The 22,153-nt window shown below is 50.4% G+C and carries 22 protein-coding genes and 1 tRNA gene; 18 read left to right on the top strand and 5 right to left on the bottom strand.

The window, feature by feature from the left end; translation table 11 throughout:
- Nucleotide 1: 1 nt before the first annotated feature.
- Entirely contained in the window at nt 2-808 is an 807-nt protein-coding gene (locus C1A11_RS02950) for an alkaline phosphatase family protein (protein ID WP_102048920.1), read from the top strand.
- Nucleotides 809-921: 113 nt separating this feature from the next.
- Here the strand turns inward: C1A11_RS02950 and C1A11_RS02945 are convergent, their stop codons facing one another.
- The gene (locus tag C1A11_RS02945; protein WP_102048919.1) at nt 922-1,632 is read right to left on the bottom strand and encodes a FadR/GntR family transcriptional regulator; all 711 of its coding nucleotides are present in this window, start codon (nt 1,630-1,632) and stop codon (nt 922-924) included.
- A gap of 191 nt (nt 1,633-1,823) precedes the next feature.
- On the opposite strand from C1A11_RS02945, the gene hypB reads away from it, so the two are divergent.
- From hypB to C1A11_RS02890, 12 genes are all read left to right on the top strand, one after another.
- Nucleotides 1,824-2,504 (top strand): hydrogenase nickel incorporation protein HypB, encoded by a 681-nt coding sequence (gene hypB / locus C1A11_RS02940; RefSeq protein WP_102048918.1) that lies wholly within the window; start codon nt 1,824-1,826, stop codon nt 2,502-2,504.
- 4 nt (nt 2,505-2,508) lie between these two features.
- A complete protein-coding gene (locus C1A11_RS02935) occupies nt 2,509-5,229 on the top strand; it encodes an FAD-dependent oxidoreductase (protein ID WP_102048917.1) in 2,721 nt (906 codons plus the stop codon).
- A gap of 5 nt (nt 5,230-5,234) precedes the next feature.
- Nucleotides 5,235-5,579, top strand: a complete 345-nt coding sequence (locus C1A11_RS02930) for a hydrogenase maturation nickel metallochaperone HypA (RefSeq protein ID WP_102048916.1) — start codon at nt 5,235-5,237, stop codon at nt 5,577-5,579.
- A 181-nt stretch (nt 5,580-5,760) separates the two neighbouring features.
- Nucleotides 5,761-6,813 (top strand): DUF5692 family protein, encoded by a 1,053-nt coding sequence (locus C1A11_RS02925; protein WP_102048915.1) that lies wholly within the window; start codon nt 5,761-5,763, stop codon nt 6,811-6,813.
- 116 nt (nt 6,814-6,929) lie between these two features.
- Nucleotides 6,930-7,511: a class I SAM-dependent methyltransferase gene (locus C1A11_RS02920; protein ID WP_102048914.1), complete on the top strand. Its 582-nt coding sequence runs from the start codon at nt 6,930-6,932 to the stop codon at nt 7,509-7,511.
- Nucleotides 7,512-7,707: 196 nt separating this feature from the next.
- Nucleotides 7,708-8,607, top strand: a complete 900-nt coding sequence (locus C1A11_RS02915; protein ID WP_242965791.1) for a helix-turn-helix transcriptional regulator — start codon at nt 7,708-7,710, stop codon at nt 8,605-8,607.
- 68 nt (nt 8,608-8,675) lie between these two features.
- Nucleotides 8,676-9,314 (top strand): GyrI-like domain-containing protein, encoded by a 639-nt coding sequence (locus tag C1A11_RS02910; protein WP_102048913.1) that lies wholly within the window; start codon nt 8,676-8,678, stop codon nt 9,312-9,314.
- Complete coding sequence (locus C1A11_RS02905; RefSeq protein ID WP_102048912.1) at nt 9,314-10,069, top strand: N-acetyltransferase; 756 nt, start codon at nt 9,314-9,316, stop codon at nt 10,067-10,069. The genes C1A11_RS02910 and C1A11_RS02905 overlap by 1 nt, the downstream gene beginning before the upstream one ends.
- A 4-nt stretch (nt 10,070-10,073) precedes the next feature.
- Nucleotides 10,074-10,406, top strand: a complete 333-nt coding sequence (locus C1A11_RS02900; protein WP_102048911.1) for a TfoX/Sxy family protein — start codon at nt 10,074-10,076, stop codon at nt 10,404-10,406.
- Between the two features lie 85 nt (nt 10,407-10,491).
- Nucleotides 10,492-10,701 (top strand): hypothetical protein, encoded by a 210-nt coding sequence (locus C1A11_RS02895; RefSeq protein WP_102048910.1) that lies wholly within the window; start codon nt 10,492-10,494, stop codon nt 10,699-10,701.
- A gap of 218 nt (nt 10,702-10,919) precedes the next feature.
- Nucleotides 10,920-11,234, top strand: coding sequence for a hypothetical protein (locus tag C1A11_RS13740; RefSeq protein WP_180950220.1), 315 nt, complete (start codon nt 10,920-10,922; stop codon nt 11,232-11,234).
- Between the two features lie 37 nt (nt 11,235-11,271).
- Complete coding sequence (locus tag C1A11_RS02890) at nt 11,272-12,135, top strand: LysR family transcriptional regulator (protein WP_180950219.1); 864 nt, start codon at nt 11,272-11,274, stop codon at nt 12,133-12,135.
- Nucleotides 12,136-12,294: 159 nt separating this feature from the next.
- Here the strand turns inward: C1A11_RS02890 and C1A11_RS02885 are convergent, their stop codons facing one another.
- The 4 genes from C1A11_RS02885 to C1A11_RS02870 all read right to left on the bottom strand — a co-directional run bounded on the left by C1A11_RS02885 (nt 12,295) and on the right by C1A11_RS02870 (nt 14,487).
- On the bottom strand, nt 12,295-12,972 hold the full coding sequence (locus C1A11_RS02885; RefSeq protein WP_102048908.1) for a nucleotidyltransferase domain-containing protein: 678 nt from the start codon (nt 12,970-12,972) through the stop codon (nt 12,295-12,297).
- Nucleotides 12,973-13,073: 101 nt separating this feature from the next.
- Nucleotides 13,074-13,160 (bottom strand) — tRNA-Leu (locus C1A11_RS02880).
- Nucleotides 13,161-13,238: 78 nt separating this feature from the next.
- Nucleotides 13,239-13,847: a thymidine kinase gene (locus tag C1A11_RS02875; protein ID WP_102048907.1), complete on the bottom strand. Its 609-nt coding sequence runs from the start codon at nt 13,845-13,847 to the stop codon at nt 13,239-13,241.
- Nucleotides 13,840-14,487 carry a redox-sensing transcriptional repressor Rex gene (locus C1A11_RS02870; protein ID WP_102048906.1) on the bottom strand — a complete coding sequence of 216 codons (648 nt, stop codon included), beginning with the start codon at nt 14,485-14,487 and terminating at the stop codon, nt 13,840-13,842. The genes C1A11_RS02875 and C1A11_RS02870 overlap by 8 nt, the downstream gene beginning before the upstream one ends.
- A gap of 226 nt (nt 14,488-14,713) precedes the next feature.
- Here C1A11_RS02870 and C1A11_RS02865 point away from each other — a divergent pair, with 226 nt between their 5' ends.
- From C1A11_RS02865 to C1A11_RS02840, 5 genes are all read left to right on the top strand, one after another.
- A complete protein-coding gene (locus tag C1A11_RS02865) occupies nt 14,714-15,430 on the top strand; it encodes a ClpP family protease (RefSeq protein WP_376745131.1) in 717 nt (238 codons plus the stop codon).
- A gap of 324 nt (nt 15,431-15,754) precedes the next feature.
- Complete coding sequence (locus tag C1A11_RS02855) at nt 15,755-16,633, top strand: undecaprenyl-diphosphate phosphatase (protein WP_102048904.1); 879 nt, start codon at nt 15,755-15,757, stop codon at nt 16,631-16,633.
- A gap of 80 nt (nt 16,634-16,713) precedes the next feature.
- Nucleotides 16,714-19,254: an FtsK/SpoIIIE family DNA translocase gene (locus tag C1A11_RS02850; protein WP_102048903.1), complete on the top strand. Its 2,541-nt coding sequence runs from the start codon at nt 16,714-16,716 to the stop codon at nt 19,252-19,254.
- A gap of 56 nt (nt 19,255-19,310) precedes the next feature.
- A complete protein-coding gene (locus C1A11_RS02845; protein WP_102048902.1) occupies nt 19,311-21,221 on the top strand; it encodes a YgiQ family radical SAM protein in 1,911 nt (636 codons plus the stop codon).
- Nucleotides 21,179-22,144 (top strand): ComEC/Rec2 family competence protein, encoded by a 966-nt coding sequence (locus C1A11_RS02840; protein ID WP_102048901.1) that lies wholly within the window; start codon nt 21,179-21,181, stop codon nt 22,142-22,144. The genes C1A11_RS02845 and C1A11_RS02840 overlap by 43 nt, the downstream gene beginning before the upstream one ends.
- Nucleotides 22,145-22,153: the final 9 nt, after the last annotated feature.

Genomic DNA, 22,153 nt, shown 5'->3' with positions numbered 1-22,153 from the left:
TATGCAGCAAAATAGAGCCTGCATTACCGGTACGGCCGCTACCATTGCGGCTTTGCTACAAGCATCTGCCCCGCAAAATGCGGCAGAACCTCTTATCGAGGTGCTGAAAAGCGCCGAGAAAGCGTTTGGTAAGGCAACAGCAGACCGCATCTTTTATTACAACCCGGATGCCATCGCAAGTTGGCTGGTGCAAAAAAGAAAAATCGATTTTGCACCCTTGCAGGCAGCTACAGATTTACAGCTGCCTCTTTGCAGTGTGGTACCGCCGGTTACTCCGGTATGCTTTGCATCAATGTACAGTGGACTGCAACCAGAGGAACACGGGATACAACGCTACGAAAAACCGGTACTGCGGGTACCAACGATATTTGATACCCTGCCTGTTGCCGGCAAAAAAATTGCAATTGTTTCAACAGCAGGGGATAGTATTTCGAAAATCTTTCTTGGACGCTCGGCGGATTATTTTATTTATGACACCGTCAAAGAATGCAATGCGAAGGCATTTGAGCTGATTGAAAAAGATGCGTACTCTGTTATTGTGCTTTACAACGGTAATTATGACCACTGGATGCATCGTTGTGGCCCGGAAGGGCCACTTGCGAAAAGAGCATTAAAAGAAAACCTTGCCACCTTTGGTGCGCTAAAAGCACAGATTGCAGAAAAGTGGGCCAGCCACGACACGGTGCTTGCTTTTGCGCCGGACCATGGCTGCCATAAAATGTTTGGACTGCTGGGCACACACGGAATAGATGCGCCCAGTGATATGGAAATCACGCATTTTTACAGTTATTTACCTAAAAGTAAATAAAGCAACATATCGGTTATACGTCTGAGGTGTCTGCCAAGAGGATGTGTTAGCGAGAAGAAGAAAAGCTCCGCGGCTATTTTAGCCGTGGAGCTTTTTATTTGGATGTTGAGGCGCTAGCGCTCTTCGTAAATCTGCTGGGTGCCGTTGATGGCATTTTCAAGGTAAGTATCTACCCAATGCGTGACGGCCTCTTCATCGCGGCTGCACAGGTAAGTATATAGTTTTTCGGTGTTGCGGCAAAGCGATTCAATGCCGTACAGCCGACAAAAACGCACCCATAGTGTGATGACGGGTGCTTTAAATGAATAGTAGATAAGGGGAAGAATGCTGTTGCCGCCTACAAGTGCCAGCTCGTGCTGGAAAGTGAAAGCAGCTTCTGCTGCTTCATGCGGCGTTTTGGCTGCGGCAAGCTGCGCAATAATATCTCCCAAATGTGCAAGCGACTCATCAGAGGCATGTGCAATGGCACTGGTAACGGCAAGGTGCTCTAGGGCACGCCGCACCTCTAAAATAGACCGAATTTCGTCTTTACCCAGCGCGCCACCCTGGTATTCCATAATGGCAATCAGGGTACTTAAATTGCCTTTTTTACGGTAATCAGCCACATAGGTGCCCTGCCGTGGACGCACCTCGATAAATCCCTGCCCGGCCAGCTCGGCAAGGCCCCCGTTTACCACCGCACGGCTTACCTGCATCTGCTGCGCAAGCTCACGTTCCGGCGGTAGCGGGGCCCCCATTGGCAGCTCGCCAGAAAGAATAAGACCTTGCAGCTGTTGTATAAACAAATCTTTTAAGCTGGGGGCAGAAAGCTTTTTGAATTCCATATCAGCACCTCTTTTATGACTGTGGCCATACCAAATACCACACCACGATTTTATCATGCACTTTGCTTGTTGGCAAGCTTGTCTTTTTATGATATACCACGAAAAAACTTAGTTGCATTGACGGTACGATATAAGAGAGTTAAACTATTAACAAATATTGGTACAACCACAAAACTAAAGGAGTGTCGCCCATGGACGAGGTAAAAATTCTGGAAATCAAAGAAAGCGTATTTGCTGACAATGACCGCCAAGCCGAGGGGCTGCGCCGTGAACTAAAGGAGAAAGGCATCTTTTTGCTGAACCTGATGTCTTCGCCCGGTTCTGGCAAAACCACCACGCTTACCCGCACCATCGAAGCACTGAAAGACGAGTTGAAAATCGGCGTAATGGAGGCAGATATTGACTCGGATGTGGACGCCAAAGCCATCGCGGCAACAGGGGTAAAGGCAATCCAGCTGCATACGGGCGGGATGTGCCACCTGGATGCTGATATGACCCGCCAGGGCCTTGACGGACTGGAAACAGGGGACGTAGAACTTGCCATTCTTGAAAATGTCGGCAACCTCGTTTGCCCGGCAGAGTTTGACACCGGAGCTGTAAAAAATGCCATGATCCTTTCGGTGCCGGAAGGGCATGATAAGCCGCTGAAATACCCGCTCATGTTCTCTATTTGTGATGTAGTTCTCATCAATAAAATTGACGTGATGCCCTATTTTGACTTCGACCTTGAAAAGTGCAAAGAGTATATCCATATGCGCAACCCGAATGCTGAGATTCTGCCAATCTGCGCCAAAACGGGCGAGGGCATTGATGCTTGGGCAAACTGGCTGCGCCGTGAAGTGAATGCATGGCGTTCACCCAGAAAGGAGTAGGACAATGGCGGAAAACAAAACCACCCAAGAGCCCCGCGCGTTGATTTTGCAGCTGGGCCAGATGATTACTGACCGCATTGGGCACAAGGTTACAGTAGATGATCCGGAGTATTGGGGCCTTTCTGGCATTGTGACCGATGAAATGGCAGAGGTGGCACTTAAGATGAAGGTGCGCCGCCCCATGACATTGCAGCAGCTGGTGAAAGCGACTGGCAGAGATGCGGTATCGCTGGAAAAACTGCTTTACGAAATGAGCGTTATTGGCCTGCTTGAATACAACTGGGAAAACCCGAAACATGAAAAGCAGTATATTCTGCCGATGTTTGTACCGGGCAGCGCAGAGTTTACCAACATGAACAAACAGCAGCTCGAGGAGCACCCTGAGCTGGCACGCTTTTTTGAAAACATGTCCCGGCTGCCGCTTGAAAAAGTGACCCCGATGGTGCCCCCCGGTGGCGCGGGTATTGGTATGCATGTTATTCCTGTAGAGCAGGCTATCGAAACCGAAAACCAGTCGGTGGATGTGGAGCATATCTCGCATTGGCTCAAAAAGTATGACGGCAAGTATGCGGCGAGTCCCTGCTCCTGCCGTATGTCCCGCGAGGTGCTTGGCGAAGGCTGTGCCGATGACCCGGAAGATTGGTGCATCGGTGTGGGCGATATGGCGGATTACCTGGTGGAGACGCATAAAGGCCACTATGTTACATACGACGAGGTTATCGAAATTTTAAAACGTGCTGAGGACAACGGCTTTGTGCACCAGATTACCAATATTGACGGCGAGGATAAGATTTTCGCTATCTGTAACTGCAACGTCAATGTTTGCTATGCACTGCGCACCTCGCAGCTGTTCAACACCCCAAACATGTCGCGTTCTGCCTATGTGGCAAAAGTAAAAACAGAAAACTGTGTTGCATGCGGCCGCTGTGTGGAATATTGCCCGGCTGGCGCAGTAAAGCTGGGCCAGAAACTTTGCACCAAAGAAGGGCCTGTTAGCTACCCGAAACATGAGTTGCCTGATGCAGTGAAGTGGGGCCCTGAAAAATGGGACGAAAACTACCGTGACAACAACCGTATCAATTGCTACGATACCGGTACGGCTCCCTGTAAAACGGCCTGCCCGGCACACATTGCCGTGCAGGGCTATTTAAAGATGGCGGCGCAGGGGCGCTATCGCGATGCACTTGCGCTGATTAAAAAAGAAAACCCGTTCCCTGCTGTTTGCGGGCACGTTTGCAACCGCCGCTGTGAAGATGCCTGCACTCGCGGCACGATAGACCAGGCTGTTGCGATTGACGAGGTGAAGAAATTCATCGCCGTGCAGGATTTGAACGCCGAAACTCGTTACATCCCGCCGGTGGTGACACCCTCTAACCGCGGCGGATTCAGCCAGAAAATCGCCATCATTGGCGGCGGCCCGGCTGGCCTTAGCTGCGCTTACTATCTTGCAGAAAAAGGCTACCAGCCCACTGTGTTTGAAAAGAACGAGCAGCCCGGTGGCATGTTGGTTTATGGTATTCCGTCCTATAAACTCGAGAAAAAGGTTGTTGCGGCCGAAGTGGATGTTCTGCGCGAGATGGGCGTGACGATTCACTGCGGGGTAGAAGTAGGCAAGGATGTTACGCTGGAAGAACTGCGCCGTGCCGGTTACCAGGCATTCTATATTGCGATTGGCTGCCAGGGCGGCAGAATGGCAGGCGTGCCCGGCGAAGATGCCGAAGGCGTGATGACTGCAGTTGACTTCTTACGCGCCGTGGGCGGCAACGAAGCCTATAAAGTGGAGGGCAGAGCCGTTGTAATCGGCGGCGGCAACGTTGCCATTGACGTGGCGCGCTCCAGCATGCGCTGTGGCGCGAAAGAAGTTTCGATGTACTGCCTGGAACCACGCGAGAAGATGCCGGCCTCCCGAGAAGAGATTGCCGAAGCAGAAGATGAAAATGTCTCGATCCAGTGCGGGTGGGGCCCGAAAGAGATTTTGACCGAAAACGGCAAGGTTGCCGGTGTAGTGTTTAAAAAATGTATTTCGCTGTTTGATGAAAGCGGACGTTTTAGCCCCTCTTACGACGAAGCTGTAACTGTCACCGTACCGTGCGAGCAGCTGTTCCTCAGCATCGGGCAAACCATCCAATGGGGCGATTTGCTGGCAGGCAGCAAAGTGCAGCTTGGCCGCGGCAATGGCGCGGTGGCAGACAATGTAACTTATCAGACTGCAGAACCTGATGTTTTTGTGGGCGGCGACGTTTACACCGGCCCCAAATTTGCGATTGACGCAATTGCAGCAGGCAAAGAAGGTGCCATCTCGATTCACCGCCATGTGCAGCCGAACAGCAGCCTTGTGATTGGCCGCAACCGCCGCCAGTTTATAGAGCTGGATAAGGAGGATATTGTGCTTGAGGCCTATGACAATTCCTCCCGACAGGTGCCTGGCATGGACGAAAGCATTGATTACAAGCACTCGTTCCGAGATGCGCACCAAATCTTCACCGAAGAGCAGGTGAAAACCGAAACTGCGCGCTGCCTGGGCTGCGGTGCCTCGGTAGTGGATGAAAACAAGTGCATTGGCTGCGGCGTATGCACCACCAAATGCGAGTTTGATGCGATTCACCTTTATCGCGAGCACCCGGAGTGCAGCAAGATGATGAAAGCGGAAGATAAGATGAAAGGCATTTTACCGTATATGCTCAAACGCGAAATGAAAATCCGCTTTGGCAAAAAGGATAAATAAGGCTTATGCATGAACTTGGAATTGTTTTTCACATCATCAAAAACATCGAACAGGTCGGCGAAAAGAATCAGTTGAAAGCTGTTTCTGCCGTAACGCTGGAAATTGGCGAAGTATCTACCGTGGTGGAAAGCTACCTGCGCGATTGCTGGAAATGGGCAACTGATAAATCGGCGCTGATGCGGGGCGCTGAGCTGAAGGTAGAGACAATACCGGCCATTACACTGTGCGAGGACTGCGGCAAGACCTATGGCACGGTGCAATATGGCAGGGTCTGCCCAGAGTGCCAAAGCGAGCATACACATCTCGTTACCGGCAGCGAGATGAATATCAAAGAAATCGAGGCGTATTAAGAAAAGTAAAAATTGTGGCGTTTTGTTGTGTTTGGAAAAGGGCCTTTAGAAAGCGAAGAGTGCACTTTTGAAAAACAGACAACGTGGCAGCAAGACGGAAAACGCCTTGAAAACGCTGTGTGTGCAAGAAAGGCTTCTTCCTTTCTGCGGGCCTGTTTAGGTCTGAAAGGAGAAGAAAATCATGTTATTTCAAATTTACGGAGAAAATGCAGGTTATCAGCTGCTGGGTTGGCTGATGGTGTTTACCTGCCTGGTGCTAGCAAACGAATTTGCACGCCGAAGCAAAAAAGGCGGCATTTTAATGTTTGTGGCACTGCCGGCAGTACTGACGATTTATTTTATCGCCATCTATGTCGGTGCAGCAGCGGGGGCCCAGTGGGCGCTGACTAACCCCACCTACACCCATATGAACAGCTGGTTTCATTACGCTAAGCTGTACGCCGCGACAGCGGGCTGCATCGGCTTTATGATGCTGAAGTACAAATGGAGCGTCGGCAAAACAGATTGGTTTAAAGTGTTTCCGTTTCTTATCGTTGCAATCAATATCCTCATTGCGGTTGGCAGCGATTTTGAATCCGGTGTGCGCGGCGCCATGGCGATGGCAGAAACCGGTACACGCTGGTGGCTCTCTTCTGAGAACGTATGGCTGTACGGCGGCTGGTGGAACTGGGTCAACGGCATTGCGGGCATTCTCAACATCCTGTGCATGACCGGCTGGTGGGGCATTTACTCCTCTAAAAAGCACGACGATATGCTTTGGCCGGATATGACTTGGTGCTATATCCTGGCCTACGATGTGTGGAACTTTGAGTACACCTATAACAACCTGCCCACCCATTCCTGGTATTGCGGTGTGGCGCTGCTGCTTGCACCTACCTTTGCCAACGCACTTTGGAACAAGGGCGGATGGATTCAGAACCGTGCAAACACGCTGGCACTCTGGTGCATGTTTGCACAGGTGTTCCCGCTGTTCCAGGATACCGGTAAGTTTGCTGTAATCCCGGTACTCTATGCCGACGGCGTCATGAACCCGGCAGTACGTCCGGCAGCAGCGGACCCGACGATGCAGGGTGTTGTAGCGATTTTGGCGCTGGTCGTCAACGTCTGTGTGCTGGCGGTTATCGCAAAACGCTCAATCGAGCAAAAGAAAAATCCGTATAAAAACGAGATTTTTACCGACCAGCATGATTACAAGCTGGCAATGGCGCGAGCAGAGCAAAACGCAAAAGCATAAGTGAAACCCGGTGCGGGGCGGGATTGCCTTAAAACAAACCTGCCCCGTACTATTTTGCTGCGTTGGGAAACGGGCACTGCGGCAAGATAAGTAAAATAAAATGGTGGGAGAAACGCATGAACAAAAGTGAAGTAATTGCTTTTTTTGACCGTCGCGCACCGGAGTGGGATCGCCACATGGTACGGGATGATGGGAAGATTGCCTTTATTTTGGATACAGCAGGTATTCGACCGGGTGTAACAGTGCTGGATGTTGCCTGCGGCACAGGTGTGCTGTTTGAAGATTATCTCGCACGCAGCGCAGCGAGAGTTACCGGGGTAGATATTTCCCCCGCTATGGCGCATATCGCCGCTACCAAGTTGCACGACCCCCGTATCGAAGTGCTTTGCGGCGACATCGAAACAATCGAAATACCGCGCCGCTATGATTGCTGTGTGGTGTACAATGCGTTCCCTCACTTTCCCGATCCACAGCGGCTGATAATGCGGTTGGCAGAACTGCTGGCTCCCGGCGGTAGGCTGACGATAGCCCACGGTATGAGCCTTGAGGCACTCCGCAGGCACCATGCAGGTGCGGCACAGCAGGTAAGTCGCCCGATGCTGCAACCGGAAGAGCTTGCAGCCCTTATGCGCCCAGTACTAACGGTAGACACGATGATATCTGATGAAGAAAAATACGTCGTATCCGCGCATTTATAAAAAACACACCTGTACTAGAGGATGAAGCAACAGAACGGCAGAGCTGAAAAACAGCATCTGCCGTTCGCTTTGTTGCGCTGCAAAAGTTGATTTCCGGAAATGTAAAGGTTTACATAAAAGCGGACAGGTGACTATACAGTAAAAGCGTTCTTGCAGAGCGCGAAATTTGTCGTATAATAGAACCCGAAGGGGCGTGATGAGATTGCAGGTTGGCAGACTATTCGAGATTGTGTATCTGCTGCTGGATAAACACAAGATGACAGCAGCGGAACTGGCGGTGCACTTTGAGGTGTCACCCCGCACCATATATCGTGACATTGAGTTGTTGGCAGAGGCGGGCATTCCTGTATATATGAGCAAGGGCAAAGGCGGCGGCATTGCCTTGTTGCCTGAGTATGTTCTGAACAAAGCGGTACTGACTGCGCAAGAAAAGCGCGAGCTGCTGGCATCGCTTTCTGCGGTGGAAGCAGTCGCACCGGCACAAACAGTGGCAGTGCTGGGTAAACTTTCTGCTTTACTGGGCAAGCCAGAGGCAGACTGGATTGAAGTTGACTTTTCATCTTGGGGTGGGCTGGAAACACAGACCGTACAGTGGGAAACGTTGAAAACGGCAATCCTCAATAAAAACCAGGTGTGTTTTCATTACTCTAATGGAAAAGGCGAAACTGCAAAGCGGAAGGTGGAACCGCTGAAACTTTGTTTTAAAGGGCAGGGATGGTATTTGTACGGCTATTGCCACACCCGCCAGGCCGAGCGCTTTTTTAAGCTTACCCGTATGCGTAAGCTGGAGCTATTGACTGAAAAAGTGCAGCATACAGCACCACACCATGTGCTGCAGGGGCGGCGCCATTTTCCGGATCGGTTTGTTACCCTTACGCTGCACATCGATCCAGAGATGGCATTCCGCGTTTACGATGAACTGAAAATATATACCCAGCAGCCGGACGGCAGTTTTATCGCAACTATCGCCATGCCGGACGGAGAATGGTTGTATCAATACCTTTTTTCTTACGGGCCGCATTGCCGGGTGTTGGCCCCCGTGCAGGTGCGGCAGGAGCTGCGCAGCTATCTGCAAAAAATCCTTGCTTGCTGCTAGTAATATGACACCTAGATGTCTAATTAAGGGTGGTAAAATAGAGCCACGCAGACAGAAAGGGTGAAAATATGGAAAAGCTGGATTATAAAAAAGCATTTCGAGACCTCTATATGCCGAAAACAGAGCCGATGCTGATTGAGGTGCCGAAAATGACTTTTCTTGCTGTAGAAGGCCACGGCAACCCCAACGAGGTAGATGGCGCCTACGGCAAGGCAGTAGAATTGCTCTATGCCTTATCTTATGCCATTAAAATGGCGCCACGCAGTGGCGAAGTAACAGAGGGCTATTTCGACTATGTAGTGCCCGCGCTGGAAGGCTTGTGGTGGCAACAGGCGGATGCCGAGCGAGGCTTTCGGCAAAAAGAAAAGTTTTGCTGGATTTCGATGATACGCCAGCCGGACTTTGTGACGGAAGAAGTGCTTGCAAGGACAGTAAAAACCGTACAAAAGAAAAAGCCGCATCTTGCGGTACAAACCGCGAAGCTGCGACAATTGCAAGAAGGGCTGTGCGTCCAATGCATGCACCTTGGCCCATATGACGAGGAGCCTGCCACACTGCGCAAAATGCAGATGTTTATGGACGAGCATGGCTTGCAATCAGACATTTCTGAGATGCGCCGCCACCATGAAATCTATCTTTCTGACCCAAGAAAAACAAAACCGGACAAATTGCTTACCGTACTGCGCTGTCCGGTAAGGAGTGTTTGATGGAGCTGATTACTCTCACCCAAGAAAACTTAGCCCAAGAGCATATTTGCTGTGCCATCGCAAAAAATGATGATCCGCAGGTGTGTTGCAAAAAGCAGTGGCTTGCGCAGCAGATGGATGCAGGCCTTGTTTTTTGCAAATGTGCGGTGCGCGGTAAATGCTTTATTGAATACCTGCCGGCAGAGAATGCCTGGGCACCGATAGAGGCAGAGGGCTATATGTACATTGACTGCTTTTGGGTATCGGGCAGCTTGAAAGGGAAAGGATACGCAAAACTGCTGTTACAGCACTGCATCGAAGATAGCCGAGCCAAAGGCAAAAAGGGATTGGTTGTGCTTTCTTCTAAAAAGAAAAAGCCCTATCTTTCTGACCCAGCTTTTTTAGCCCGACAAGACTTTCAAACAGCCGATACGGCACCACAGGATTTTGTGCTTCTGTATCTGCCATTTACGGCTGATGCAGCCCAGCCCCGGTTTCGGGCAGGGGCAAAAACGCAAACGGTTCCCCAGCAGGGGTTTGTGCTGTATTATACGGCCCAATGTCCATTTACAGCGAAATATGTGCCGCTGGCCATGCAGGTGGCAGCAAAGCATCAAGTGCCGTTGCAAGTGGTACATCTGACTACCACGCAAGAGGCACAAAACGCGCCCACCCCGTTTACCACGTACAGCCTGTTCTATAACGGTAAGCTTGTGACCCATGAAATTTTAAGCGAAAAGAAATTGGAAAAAATATTTGAAGAAAAGAGTGAGTGAATACATGGCATCAAGCGCAGAATATGTACAGTTTGTTTGTGAGCAAATGCGTGGCGCCGGGGAAGTGACCTGTCGTAAAATGTTCGGCGACTATTGCCTTTACTGCAACGGCAAAGTGTTGGGGCTGGTGTGCGACGATGTAGTCTACTTAAAGCCCACTCCTACAGTACAGCAGCGGTTGCCGGATGCTCCGCGGTTGCCGCCCTACCAAGGCGCAAGGCCGCAGGTGGTGTTGGAGGAGCTGGAAGATACCGATTTTTTAACGCAGTTGATTGGCGATATGTGGACAGAGCTTCCATTCCCAAAGCCCAAAAAAGCAAAACGTGACGCAAAGTGATTTGCAGGGAAGCACACATGTCGGAAATTTAGAGGAAAAATAATGGCGGCAAAAAAAATATTATAACTTGAAGGAGAAAAGGGCAATGTATCCGTATCACAATCGTATCAAACAGCGCATTGCAAAAGGCGAGTTGACAGGTTGGGAGAAGGTAGAGGACTATCCCCACATTGGGGAGTGCATTTTGCTCCACTTCGCGACACCGCCCTTTACTCGCCCCATCCGGCCGCATCGTTATGTGGAATATCTGCCCATTTTAGACCGTTGGCAGCAAGAAGCTCGAAAACCGGAATGAAGTTTTACGCCGCCACGTTTACATTGCTGAATAAACAAAACACCCGCTTGTCTCCAAGCGGGTGTTTTGTTTTTGGGAGGTTTTGCGGTGCCCTCCCAAGAAGAGTGTGTATGCTCAAGCAAATAACTAATAAGCAATTTAAAGGATGCCCTTAAAGAGTTGCCTGCATTTCTAACACAGGTGTGGGATAAATAAGGGCACCAAGATGCCGGTGTAAATTGAATCGGCGTATCAGTGGTTTTGGACACTTGACGCAGCCTTTTTTGGGGACCAGGCACCAAAAAGGTAAACGCAAGCAACGAACGAATGATGAGCATAATAAATGCTCTCATCGTTTGCAAACAGAGCTTGAAAAAAAGGGAAGGTGTGCCGCATACGATAATAACGGCAGCAAACAAAGTTTTGCTTGCTTGGCGGTAACCGTGCAGGTAATAGATGACTGCTGCATGCGTCGCACGCTTTGCGTGTTTTGGGCAGCTCTTTTGCTTGACAAGATTATACCTCTTTGTTATGCTTTGCGTAAAGCGAAATAAAATCAATATGTCGTTGACAAAATGTCAAGGAGTGCGAATGGAAACAGAAAAAATAAAAATTTTATTAGAATCCATAGCGCGCGGTGGTATCTCCGGCGCCGCAGAGGGATTGGGATATACCCCTTCAGGTGTCAGCCGAGCAATTGCTGCGTTAGAGGCCGAAACAGGCTTTCCGTTGTTGGTGCGCAACCACAGCGGCGTTTTTCCTACAAAGGAATGTCAAACTCTACTGCCCATAATGAACAATCTGGTGCATGAAGCGGAGCGGTATAAACAAGTGGCAGATGAGATTTGCGGACTGGAAAAGGGCCATATCACGGTTGGCACGGCCTACCATACCTATTATCGACGTCTGGCTCACGCAATTGCGGATTTTACTGCATCTTATCCGGGAATTATCGTCGACATTGCCGAGGGTACCAGCAGTGAACTGAGCGGACGACTGGAGAGGCGAGAAGCGGATTTTTGCATTATCAGTCGCCGGTCTGGCAATTTCCGGTGGATTCCCTTGTGCGAGGATCAACTGGTGGTCTGGGTACATCAAAACCACCCATGTGTTACGCTTGATAAATACCCGTTGCAGCAGCTTAAAACCGACCCGTTTATTCAGCTATATCCGCGCCGAGAAACGGATAACTCTCTTTTCTTTTCTGAAAATGGAATTCAGCCCAATACGCGGTTCAATACCTACGATGTGTACGCAGCCTATGCCATGGTCGAAGCCGGGCTTGGTGTAACGCTTACCAATGAGCTGCACGCCCACGGCTGGGGAGGAAATGTGAAAATCTTACCCATTGATCCGCCCCAAGTAGTTTCTATTGGCATCGCAGCCCCCGAAGAAGAAAAGATGGCGCCCGCAGCGCGACGCTTTTTAGCTTTTGCAGAGCCATATTTTGCTTAGCATTTGTGATTGCCAGGTGGGCAACACAACAGAGGCAAAGCGGGAGCTTTTAATATATTCTTAGCTGCGAATAAAGGGCGATAGATTGTGCCGTACAATCTATCGCCCTTTTTATTATGTGCTTTTCTTAAACTAGACTTTAAAGATAAAACTTTTGCTTTAAGATAAGTGTTGCTTTGTGCCATATTGGCAGATAAGAGCGCTCGCCCATTCCAGCAACAGCCGCGAATGATCCGGTAGGCTGTCTGGGCAGATAAGAGAAGGGTCTAAGCTGACCTGTAAAATGGTGCGCTCTTGCGGCGCTGTACTTTCCAGAAGTTTAGTGCGGCTAGGCAGATAGGTTGCTGTTTTGTAGTAATGGTTTGCCTGCATAACAAAAAAAGCAGATTTGTATAGCATTTTTAGCGTATCGATGTCCTGCGCGTGCAGAAAATTGTGGCTGCAAGCATGGTATAAATTGCAAGCGCCAACCAAAGCAGCTTGCTTGGCGTCTTCCGCTGTAGGTGTGGATAAAAAAGAGTCAAGACTGCCTTGTAGGGCGATTGTGTCAAAATAAAATTGGAATAAATCCTGTTTGCTCCAGGAGGCAAGTTCATCTTTACCGGAAACGAAACCGCAAAGCAGTTCCCGGTGTGGAAGTTGCTCTACCAGCTTGCGATATATAATAAGGTCGTCCATATCTACTTTGTCTAAAATAAGTACCACATCAATGTCACTGTTGTCGTTAGCCTCTTTGCGTGCATAGCTGCCTTGCAGTCCAATAAAGATTACTCTGGCACCAAAATGGGAGCGAACCTTTTTCTGATATGCTTGCATCCAGCTTTGAATATCAATCATTTTGTTGCTCCTTTTGTGTGACACGGAAAATTTTTATTTGTTTTTGCATTGCCAAGAAAAAGAAAAATACCATGTATGAATTTTCATACATGGTATTACTTTGGTGCGGGTGACAGGACTTGAACCTGCACAGCCTTGCGACCATTAGAACCTGAATCTAACGCGTCTGCCAATTCCGCCACACCCGCATATTATCGGCGGATCACCGCGCCGCTCACTCTCGTGGCGACGTTGATTATTATAGCAAGGATTCGCCGCATTGTCAACTAGTTTTTTGCTTTTTCTTCAAAATATTTTTCACGTTCTTTGAAATAACAGCTTGCACAGAGAGACTGGTATTCGACATCATTCTGCATGTCAATCGCTACCTGTTCGCCTTCAAATACAAATCGGCCCCCAACCTTGCGTCCGTTGAAAAGTGCTTTGCGACCGCAGGAACAGATGGTCTTCATTTCTTCCACATTATGAGCAATTTCCAAAAGGCGAATGCTGCCCTCAAAGCCGTTCATGTTAAAGTCAGTGCGTAGGCCATAGGTGATAACCGGTACATCGAGATAAACGGTTACACGCATCAGCTGGTCTACTTGCTCGCGCTCTAAAAACTGGCTTTCATCCACCAGCACGCAGGCAAGTGAGCCACTGACAGCGATGTTTTTCTGAATTGCCTCAAATACATCCAGCCCGGGGGTCACACAGATGTCAACCTTGCGCGAAACACCAAGGCGACTCACCACGTAGTCGTCCCCTTTGGTGTCAACGGCGGGTTTGATGATGAGGACACGCATTCCGCGCTCTTCGTAGTTGTAGGCAACCTGCATCAAAGCGGTGGATTTGCCACTGTTCATTGCACCGTATCGAAAAAACAGTTTAGCCATTGGTATTCTCCATATTATTTACTTCATAGCTCAAGGTAGCAAGGCTGTCGCCTAAATGGACATTTTCTACGATTGCTTCCGGGTAATCGATGCGGAAATCGTAGTGGCTGAAGTTCCAAAAAGCTTTAATGCCAAGCTCAATCAGCTGAGGTGCTGCGTGTTTTGCTGCCTCACGCGGGATGCAGACAACAGCAACCTTTGGGTTCATTTCGCGGCAGAAGCTTTCGATTTCAGAAAATGGGCGCACGGTGACCCCGCAAAGGGTAGTGCCCACGAGTTCCGGTTTGATATCGAAAGCAGCCAACAGCTCGAACCCTTTGGTATCAAGCTTAAAATAGTTTGCCATCGTGTGGCCAAGGTTACCTGCGCCGATGAGAATTGTGGGCACAGCACGGGGGCTGAACAACAGCTTGCCCAGTTCTTCATGCAGCATTTGCACATTGTAACCGATGCCCTGCTGGCCAAAGCCGCCAAAGCAGTTAAAATCCTGGCGCACCTGAGACGCGGTTGTTCCCATCATGCGGGCCAGCTCTGAAGAAGAGATCTTTACCACGCCATTTGCCGCCATTTCACCTAAGTAACGATAATAGCGCGGCAGCCGTTTGATGACCGGCAAAGAGGGTTTGTTTTGTGAAGCCATAACCAGTATTCCTTCATTTCTTGCATGGAACGCCAAAAAATGCGCTCTTTACATTTTTACTATATAATATCCATCTTAGTGATTTCTTAGCAAAGTGTCAATATTTTTGCGATAGTTTTTCTATGCCGCATAACAAAAATAAAAAGCGGGAAAACTGATTAATAGGCATGATTAAGCACTGAAAACTGCTAAATTTTGCCTAATATCGGGAAAGGAAAGGCGCAACATGGCAAAAAAACAAACAAAAACCGAGGCGCAAAACGAGATGACGGATGCTGAAGTTGATGAACGTCAGCTCGAAAAAGATGTTTTGCTGGAAACAGGCTCTGTGATGAAAACGCGCGGCAAGCACGGCATCCACTGCCTTACAATCATTGGTCAGGTGGAGGGGCATACGCTGGCACCTCAATCTCAAAAGACGACAAAATATGAGCACATCATTCCCCAGATTATTTCAATTCAGGAGGACCCTGAGATTGAGGGTCTTCTGGTAGTCCTAAATACGGTAGGGGGCGATGTCGAGGCCGGTCTTGCGATTGCAGAACTGATTTCCGGCATTAATAAACCTTCTGCTTCACTGGTGCTGGGTGGGGGCCACTCCATTGGCATTCCGCTTGCGGTTTCCGCCGACCGCAGTTTTATTGTGCCCACTGCAACCATGACAGTACACCCGGTACGCCATTCCGGCATGATGCTTGGGGTGCCCCAGACGATGAGCTACTTTGAGAAAATGCAGCAGCGCATTACGGGCTTTGTTACCGACCATTCTGACATTACCTCGAAACGCTTTACCGAACTGATGATGAAAACCGGAGAAATGGTACTCGATGTGGGTACTGTGCTCGATGGACGCCAGGCAGTAAAAGAAGGTTTGATCGACGAACTTGGCGGCCTTTCCGATGCGCTGAATTATCTCTACAAAGAGATTGAATCAGCACGTTAAGGGATATTTTTCCAAAAGATGTTTTATTTTACAAATTTTCTGTTTAATGCTACAATATAATGTAAAGTAAAATTGGGGAAGTATCTGCCAAACCGCCGTTTTGAAAAGCACCCAGCAAATTGAAATTAAAATTGTGCCCGCATTTTTTTGCGAAATAAAACATAAAATCCTCGACAGACGAACGGTTCGTTACCGGACGTTTGCAGCGCAGAATAAAAATTGCAGGCACAAATAAACCGAAGTATCAAACGGAATTTCACTGGTGCTTTTCCGGCTGCAAACCACACGCCCGCGCTGCGGGCTACATAATGGAGGAGGCTGCTTTTGTCGATACTGGATGGGCTGTTTCAAGGAATAATACAAGGAGCGACTGAATTTCTGCCGGTTTCCAGCGACGGTCATCTTACACTGTACCAGCATTTTACCGGTAACTCGGGCGAAGGGGCGCTTTTCTTTTCGTTGATGATGCATCTTGGCACGCTGCTTGCCGTATTTGTTGCTTACCGCAAAGAAATATGGGAGCTGATTTGTGCCTTTTGCAGTATGGTTGCAGATATCTTCCAGGGGCGCTTCAGTTTTAAAACCCGTGATGAATACCGCCGCATGATTTTCATGTTCTTTTGGGCGTGTGTTCCGCTGCTGGGATTCCTACTTATTAAAGACTGGGTAACGGCTATAACAGAAGACAGCGACATTGTGGTGGAAGGGCTTTGCTTTTTGTATACCGGTGCACTGTTGTATCTTGCCGCTAAATGCGTAAAAGGCAAAAAAACAGCTGGAGAAATGTCGGTGCGGGATGCGCTGATTATCGGTATCTTTCAGGGCACGGCCATTATGCCGGGCATCAGCCGTTCAGGCTCGACCATCAGCAGTGGTTTGCTGCTTGGTTATTCCAAAGATTATTGCGTGAAGTTCAGCTTTATCTTGGGTATTCCTGCTGTGCTTGGGGCCAGCGTCATGGAGCTGAAAGACGCACTGGAAACCGGTGTGGAAATTGAATGGGCGCCGGTGCTGGTGGGTATTGTAGCAGCTGCAGTGGTCGGGTATTTTTGCATCCGGCTGATTCGCTACCTCGTGGTGACCAATCGCTTTATTATCTTTTCTTACTACACACTGGCGCTGGGCGCTGTTGTGCTGGTGCTCGGTATCATCGAACATCTGGCCGGTGCCAATATTGTGGAATTGCTCGGCTTTGCGCTATAAGCCGTAGCGGAATGTTAAAAAAGTGCCCTGCTAAGAACAGGGCATGGGGACTTGTTTTCAAGATTTAGGAGTTAAAAGACATGGCAACAAAACAGACCAAAACAACGACAACGGGAAAAAAGCGGGGCAGACCGCCGAAAAAACAGCCCCAGCCAGAAATTAATAAGTCTTGGAGCATCGTGCTGTTTGGCGTAGGCGCGGTGCTGCTTGCGCTTACCTGGATACGCGGTGCTACGGCGTGGAATGTGCTGTCGGACGGTTTGTTTGGCCTTTGCGGCGTTGCTACATATTTTATTGCACCATATGTATTCTATTTGGCGGTGCTCATTGCAGCTGGGCGGCCTTTCCTTGCGAAACTGTGGGAAGGCGCGCTGGTGCTGCTGTTTATTTCCGGTTGTGCGCTTATTTTTTCTGCCGCTACCCCTGGCGAAGGGATGAAGTGGTGGCAATTCATTGCAAGCCTTGGCACTGCCGGGGTACAGCACCATGGCGGCGGCTTGATTGCGGCTGTCATCGGCTGGCCGCTGCTGGCCTTGTGTGGCCGCCCGGCTGCCAACATTATCATTATCGTCCTCATTGCAGTATTTGTGATGCTGTTTACCAATATTACCCCGGTAGATATTTATCTGTTCTTCCAGGCGAAGTTCGGTGCCGCGCGTGAGCGGGTGAGTGCTTATGAAGATTCGGCCGCCGAAGCACGCCAGCAGCGGCTGGATCAGCGGGAAGAAACCAGCTTCGATTCCGGAGCATTTAACAAGGCAAAGAAAAAACGTACCGCTGCCATTGATATTCCGCTTGCAAGCAACGGGATTGATTTTGAGGCAGAAGTGGACGGGCCTGCTGACTACGGTAGTGTGGAAATGCCGGCCGCTACAGATATGAGTGCCCCGCTTGCGGGCAGCAGCGGGTTTGCCTTTGATGTCGCACTGGAAGGCGGCGTGCCGCACAGTGCTGCGGACGAGCCTGCCGAGGCTGGCCTTTCGCCTGACGTTGAAACGATGATTAAGAAGGCGGTTGCTCCTGCGCATACCGAGGCTGTGCCAGAGCCTGCCGCAAAACCGGCAGAGCCGATAAAACCCGTCATTGACCCGCTGACGGGCCAAACGATGTTAACACCGGGCGCGCCGGGCCAGAACGCTTACAATTACCCACCGCTTTCGCTGTTTGAGAAAAGCAAGGGCGGACGAGCAGGTGGCGACAGCGCCGAGCTGAAACATAATGCGGATTTGCTGGTAAGTACGCTGGCAAGCTTTGGTGTGGAAACACGACTTTTGGATATCAGCTGCGGCCCCTCTGTTACACGCTATGAGCTGCAGCCTGCCGCGGGCGTTAAAATCAGCCGCATCACCGGCCTTGCTGATGACATTGCGCTGAACCTTGCCGCCGCAGGTGTGCGTATCGAGGCACCGATTCCAGGTAAAGCAGCGGTTGGCATCGAGGTGCCGAACAAGCATGCCAGCGCGGTGGATATGTACAGCATCCTCAATTCCAACGCATTTAAATCGAATAAAAGCCCCATTTTGATTCCCCTGGGCAAAGATATTGCGGGCAACGTGCAGGTGGCAGACCTTTCAAAGATGCCGCATCTGCTGATTGCAGGCTCTACGGGCAGCGGTAAGTCGGTCTGTATCAATGCTATTATTACCAGCATTATTTACCGCTCTTCGCCCGAAGACGTAAGGCTTGTTTTGATTGACCCGAAAGTGGTTGAATTATCAGACTATAACGGCATCCCGCATCTGCTGATGCCGGTGGTCACCGAGCCTCGCAAAGCCAGCGGTGCGCTCGGCGTACAGGTGGCAGAGATGGAACGCCGCTACCAGTTATTTGCACAGCACAATGTGCGTGACATCAAAACCTTTAACCGCCTTGCGGAAAGTGAAGAAGGGCTTGAAAAGCTGCCCTACATTGCGATAGTTATCGACGAGCTTGCTGACTTGATGATGGTGTGCGGCAAAGAGGTGGAGGATTACATCTGCCGTATTGCACAAAAAGCGCGTGCTGCGGGTATGCACCTGATTGTTGCAACCCAGCGCCCGAGCGTGGACGTTATCACCGGCCTGATTAAAGCGAACATCCCCAGCCGTATTGCGTTTGCGGTTTCCAGCCAGATTGACAGCCGTACTATTTTGGACGGAGCCGGTGCAGAAAAGCTGCTTGGCATGGGTGATATGCTGTTTATGCCGGTCGGCGCGAATAAGCCGATCCGTATTCAGGGAACCTATGTAAAAGATGATGAAATCACCGCCGTCATCGACTATGTAAAACAGGACACTGCTGCCCAGTACAACGAGGGCATGATTGCAGACATGGAGAAACTGGCAACCGCAGAGCGCGGCAAAGGCACCGCCGCCGGTGATGGAGACGACTCCGACGCGCACGACCCGATGCTCAAATCTGCCATTGAAACCGTAATTGATGCCAATATGGCATCTACTTCACTGTTACAGCGCAAGCTGAAACTAGGGTATGCCCGCGCGGCACGTATTATGGACACGATGGAAGAGCTGCACATCATCGGTGCTTACGAGGGCGCAAAACCCCGCGCTGTTCTCATCGGCCGCCAGCAGTTTTTAGAGATGTTCGCGAATGCGGACGAGCCCTCTGAAGTTACAGAATAAGGATTTGGCGCGGCAGGTGTACAAAGCCTGCCGCGTTTTGAAAGAAAGGAGCCTTTATGGCTGAATTTTTACCCGTTAGCGGCGAAGAGATGCGCGCAAGGGATTGGCAATATTGTGATTTCGTCGTTGTCAGCGGCGATGCATATGTGGACCACCCAAGCTTTGGATGCGCTATTATCTCCCGTTTGCTCGAAAGTATGGGGTTCCGCGTAGGCATCCTCTCCCAGCCGGATTTTCGCACTGCTGACAGCTTTAAAGAGTTTGGACGGCCGCGCTATGCGTTCCTCGTCGGCTCGGGCAACGTGGATAGCATGGTGGCACACTACTCTGTTTCCAAGGTGCGCCGTAATGTAGATGAATACTCGCCTGGCGGGCGCCCCGGCAAGCGCCCGGACCGCGCTGCGACAGTTTACTGCAACCTTGCAAAACAGGCTTACCCAGAAGTGCCCGTTGTGGTAGGAGGGCTGGAAGCTTCACTGCGCCGCTTTGCCCACTATGACTATTGGGATGATACCGTTATGCCCTCTATTTTGGATGACTGTGGTGCCGACCTGCTGACTTTTGGTATGGGTGAACATCAGACGCGCCTAATCGCCGAACGGCTTGCAAAAGGCGAGGCACCCGCAGCAATGCACGATATTCCCGGCACCTGCTACCTCACCGATAGTTTTGGACTGCCGGAAGGGTATATCGAATGTGCTGGCTTTAATAAAGTGTCTGCGGATAAAGTTGCCTATGCCAAAGCTTGCCGCATCCAGATGGACAACCAGGACCCCTTGACCGGAAAGCCGGTGGTGCAAAAGCAAAAGAGCGGAAAATACCTTGTGCAGAATAAACCCAGCATGCCGCTTTATCGCCCCGAGCTTGACTCGGTGTATGCGCTGCCGTTCACCCGCACCTATCACCCGATGTACGAAGCAATGGGCGGCATTCCGGCTATTGAAGAGGTTGGTTTTTCCATCGCACAGAACCGCGGCTGCTTTGGCGGCTGCAATTTCTGCGCTATTACGCTGCATCAGGGCAGAAGAGTGACCAGCCGCAGTGCGGATTCCATCCTTGAGGAAGGAAAACGCATTACCGAAAGTCCTAACTTTAAAGGATATATTCATGACGTCGGCGGCCCAACGGCAGATTTTCGTCTGCCAAGCTGCAAAGAACAGATGAAAAACGGCATGTGCGCTGACCGCAAGTGTCTGGCACCGACCCCTTGCCCCAAACTGCTGGTAGACCATAAAGAGTATGTCAGTATTCTGCGCCGTCTTCGCGAGCTGCCGGGTGTTAAGAAGGTCTTTATTCGCAGCGGCATCCGGTACGACTATCTGATGCTCGATAAAGACGAAACGTTCTTTAAAGAGCTGATTGAGCACCATGTTTCGGGTCAACTGAAAGTGGCACCGGAGCACTGTGCACCAACGACTTTGAAATATATGGGCAAGCCGAATGTAGAGGTGTTCAACCGCTTTGTAAAACGGTTCTACCAGCTTACAAAATCGGCAGGCAAAAAGCAGTATTTGGTGCCGTATCTGATGAGCAGCCATCCCGGCAGCACTTTAAAAGATGCTGTGGAGCTTGCAGAATGGCTGCAAAAAAATAAAATGCGCCCGGAGCAGGTACAGGACTTTTATCCGACGCCCGGTACGGTGTCGACCTGCATGTTTTACACCGGGCTGGACCCATACACGATGAAACCGCTTTATGTGGCAAAAACATCGGAAGAAAAAGCGTTGCAGCGCGCGTTGCTGCAATACTTTGACCCGCGTAATAAAGAGAAAGTGCGCAAAGCGCTTGCGATGACGGGTCGTACGGATTTGCTGCCTGTACTGCTGCCTTACGAAAAGCGTCAGCCTGCCGAAAGGCAGCAGCCGGGGCGCAAAAACACTGCAAAACCTGTAAAACAAAACAACCCAAGGGAGAAACAAAATAAATGGCACAACGTAAAAAGCCGAGCAAACGCAAACAAAAAGTAACCATTCCGCTCATTCTGCTATTTTTAGCCGTTGTGGCAACCGGGCTCATCTTCGGGGAGGAGCGCGTGAATCTGGGGTTACCCGACTTTAACCAGCTTGCTTCGCTTGCAGGGCTGACCCCGGCAAAGCCTAGCCCCACCGTAAGCAGCGGTACCTCGGACACCGAGGTGCATGTAATCGATGTAGGGCAAGGCGATGCCATGTTGATTCGTCAGGGCGACCAGTTTGCGCTCATCGACGCAGGCGTGCCGCAATCTGCGGAAAAGCTGGTAAATTATCTGAAAGCAGCAGGCGTGCAAAAGCTGAGCTGCGTGATTATGACCCATGCCCATGCCGACCACATCGGTGGCATGCCGCAGGTGTTGGAGGCTTTCCCCACCGATCGGTTTATCCTGCCGGATTTCACCGTCAGTGAAGTGCCGACGACCCGTATTTTTGAAAAGACGATGGATGCACTGGAAGCTCAGCCGAATTGCCAGGTGGAAACCGCAAAGGTCGGCACCGAAATTCTGCTCGGCGAGGGCACTATCACAATTGTAGCTGCCGGGGTAAAAAGCGATGGACAGAACAATAGCTCAGTCTGCACGCGGTTTGTCGCGCCTGGCCTTCGCCTGCTAAACACCGGTGATGCGGAGATTAAGGCCGAACAAGCCCTTGTGGCTTCTGGCGTAGAGCTTTCGGCAGACGTGTTTAAAGCAGGCCACCATGGCTCTACCACCAGCAATACACAGGAACTGCTGACGGCGGCTTCCCCGCGTTATATCGCCATTTCCTGCGGGCTGAACAACGACTATGGTCATCCCCATGCTGAGATTGTAGAGCGATTTGAGGCCCTCGGGGCACAAATCACGCGTACTGACCAGCAGGGTAGTATTGTGTATTCTGTAGAAGAGGGTGGCATTACGGTGCGCACCGAGCGATAAAAGGAAGGG

Source organism: Pygmaiobacter massiliensis, assembly GCF_900199435.1.
Lineage (GTDB): Bacteria > Bacillota > Clostridia > Oscillospirales > Ruminococcaceae > Pygmaiobacter > Pygmaiobacter massiliensis.
This window is presented reverse-complemented; position numbering and strand designations above follow the sequence as displayed.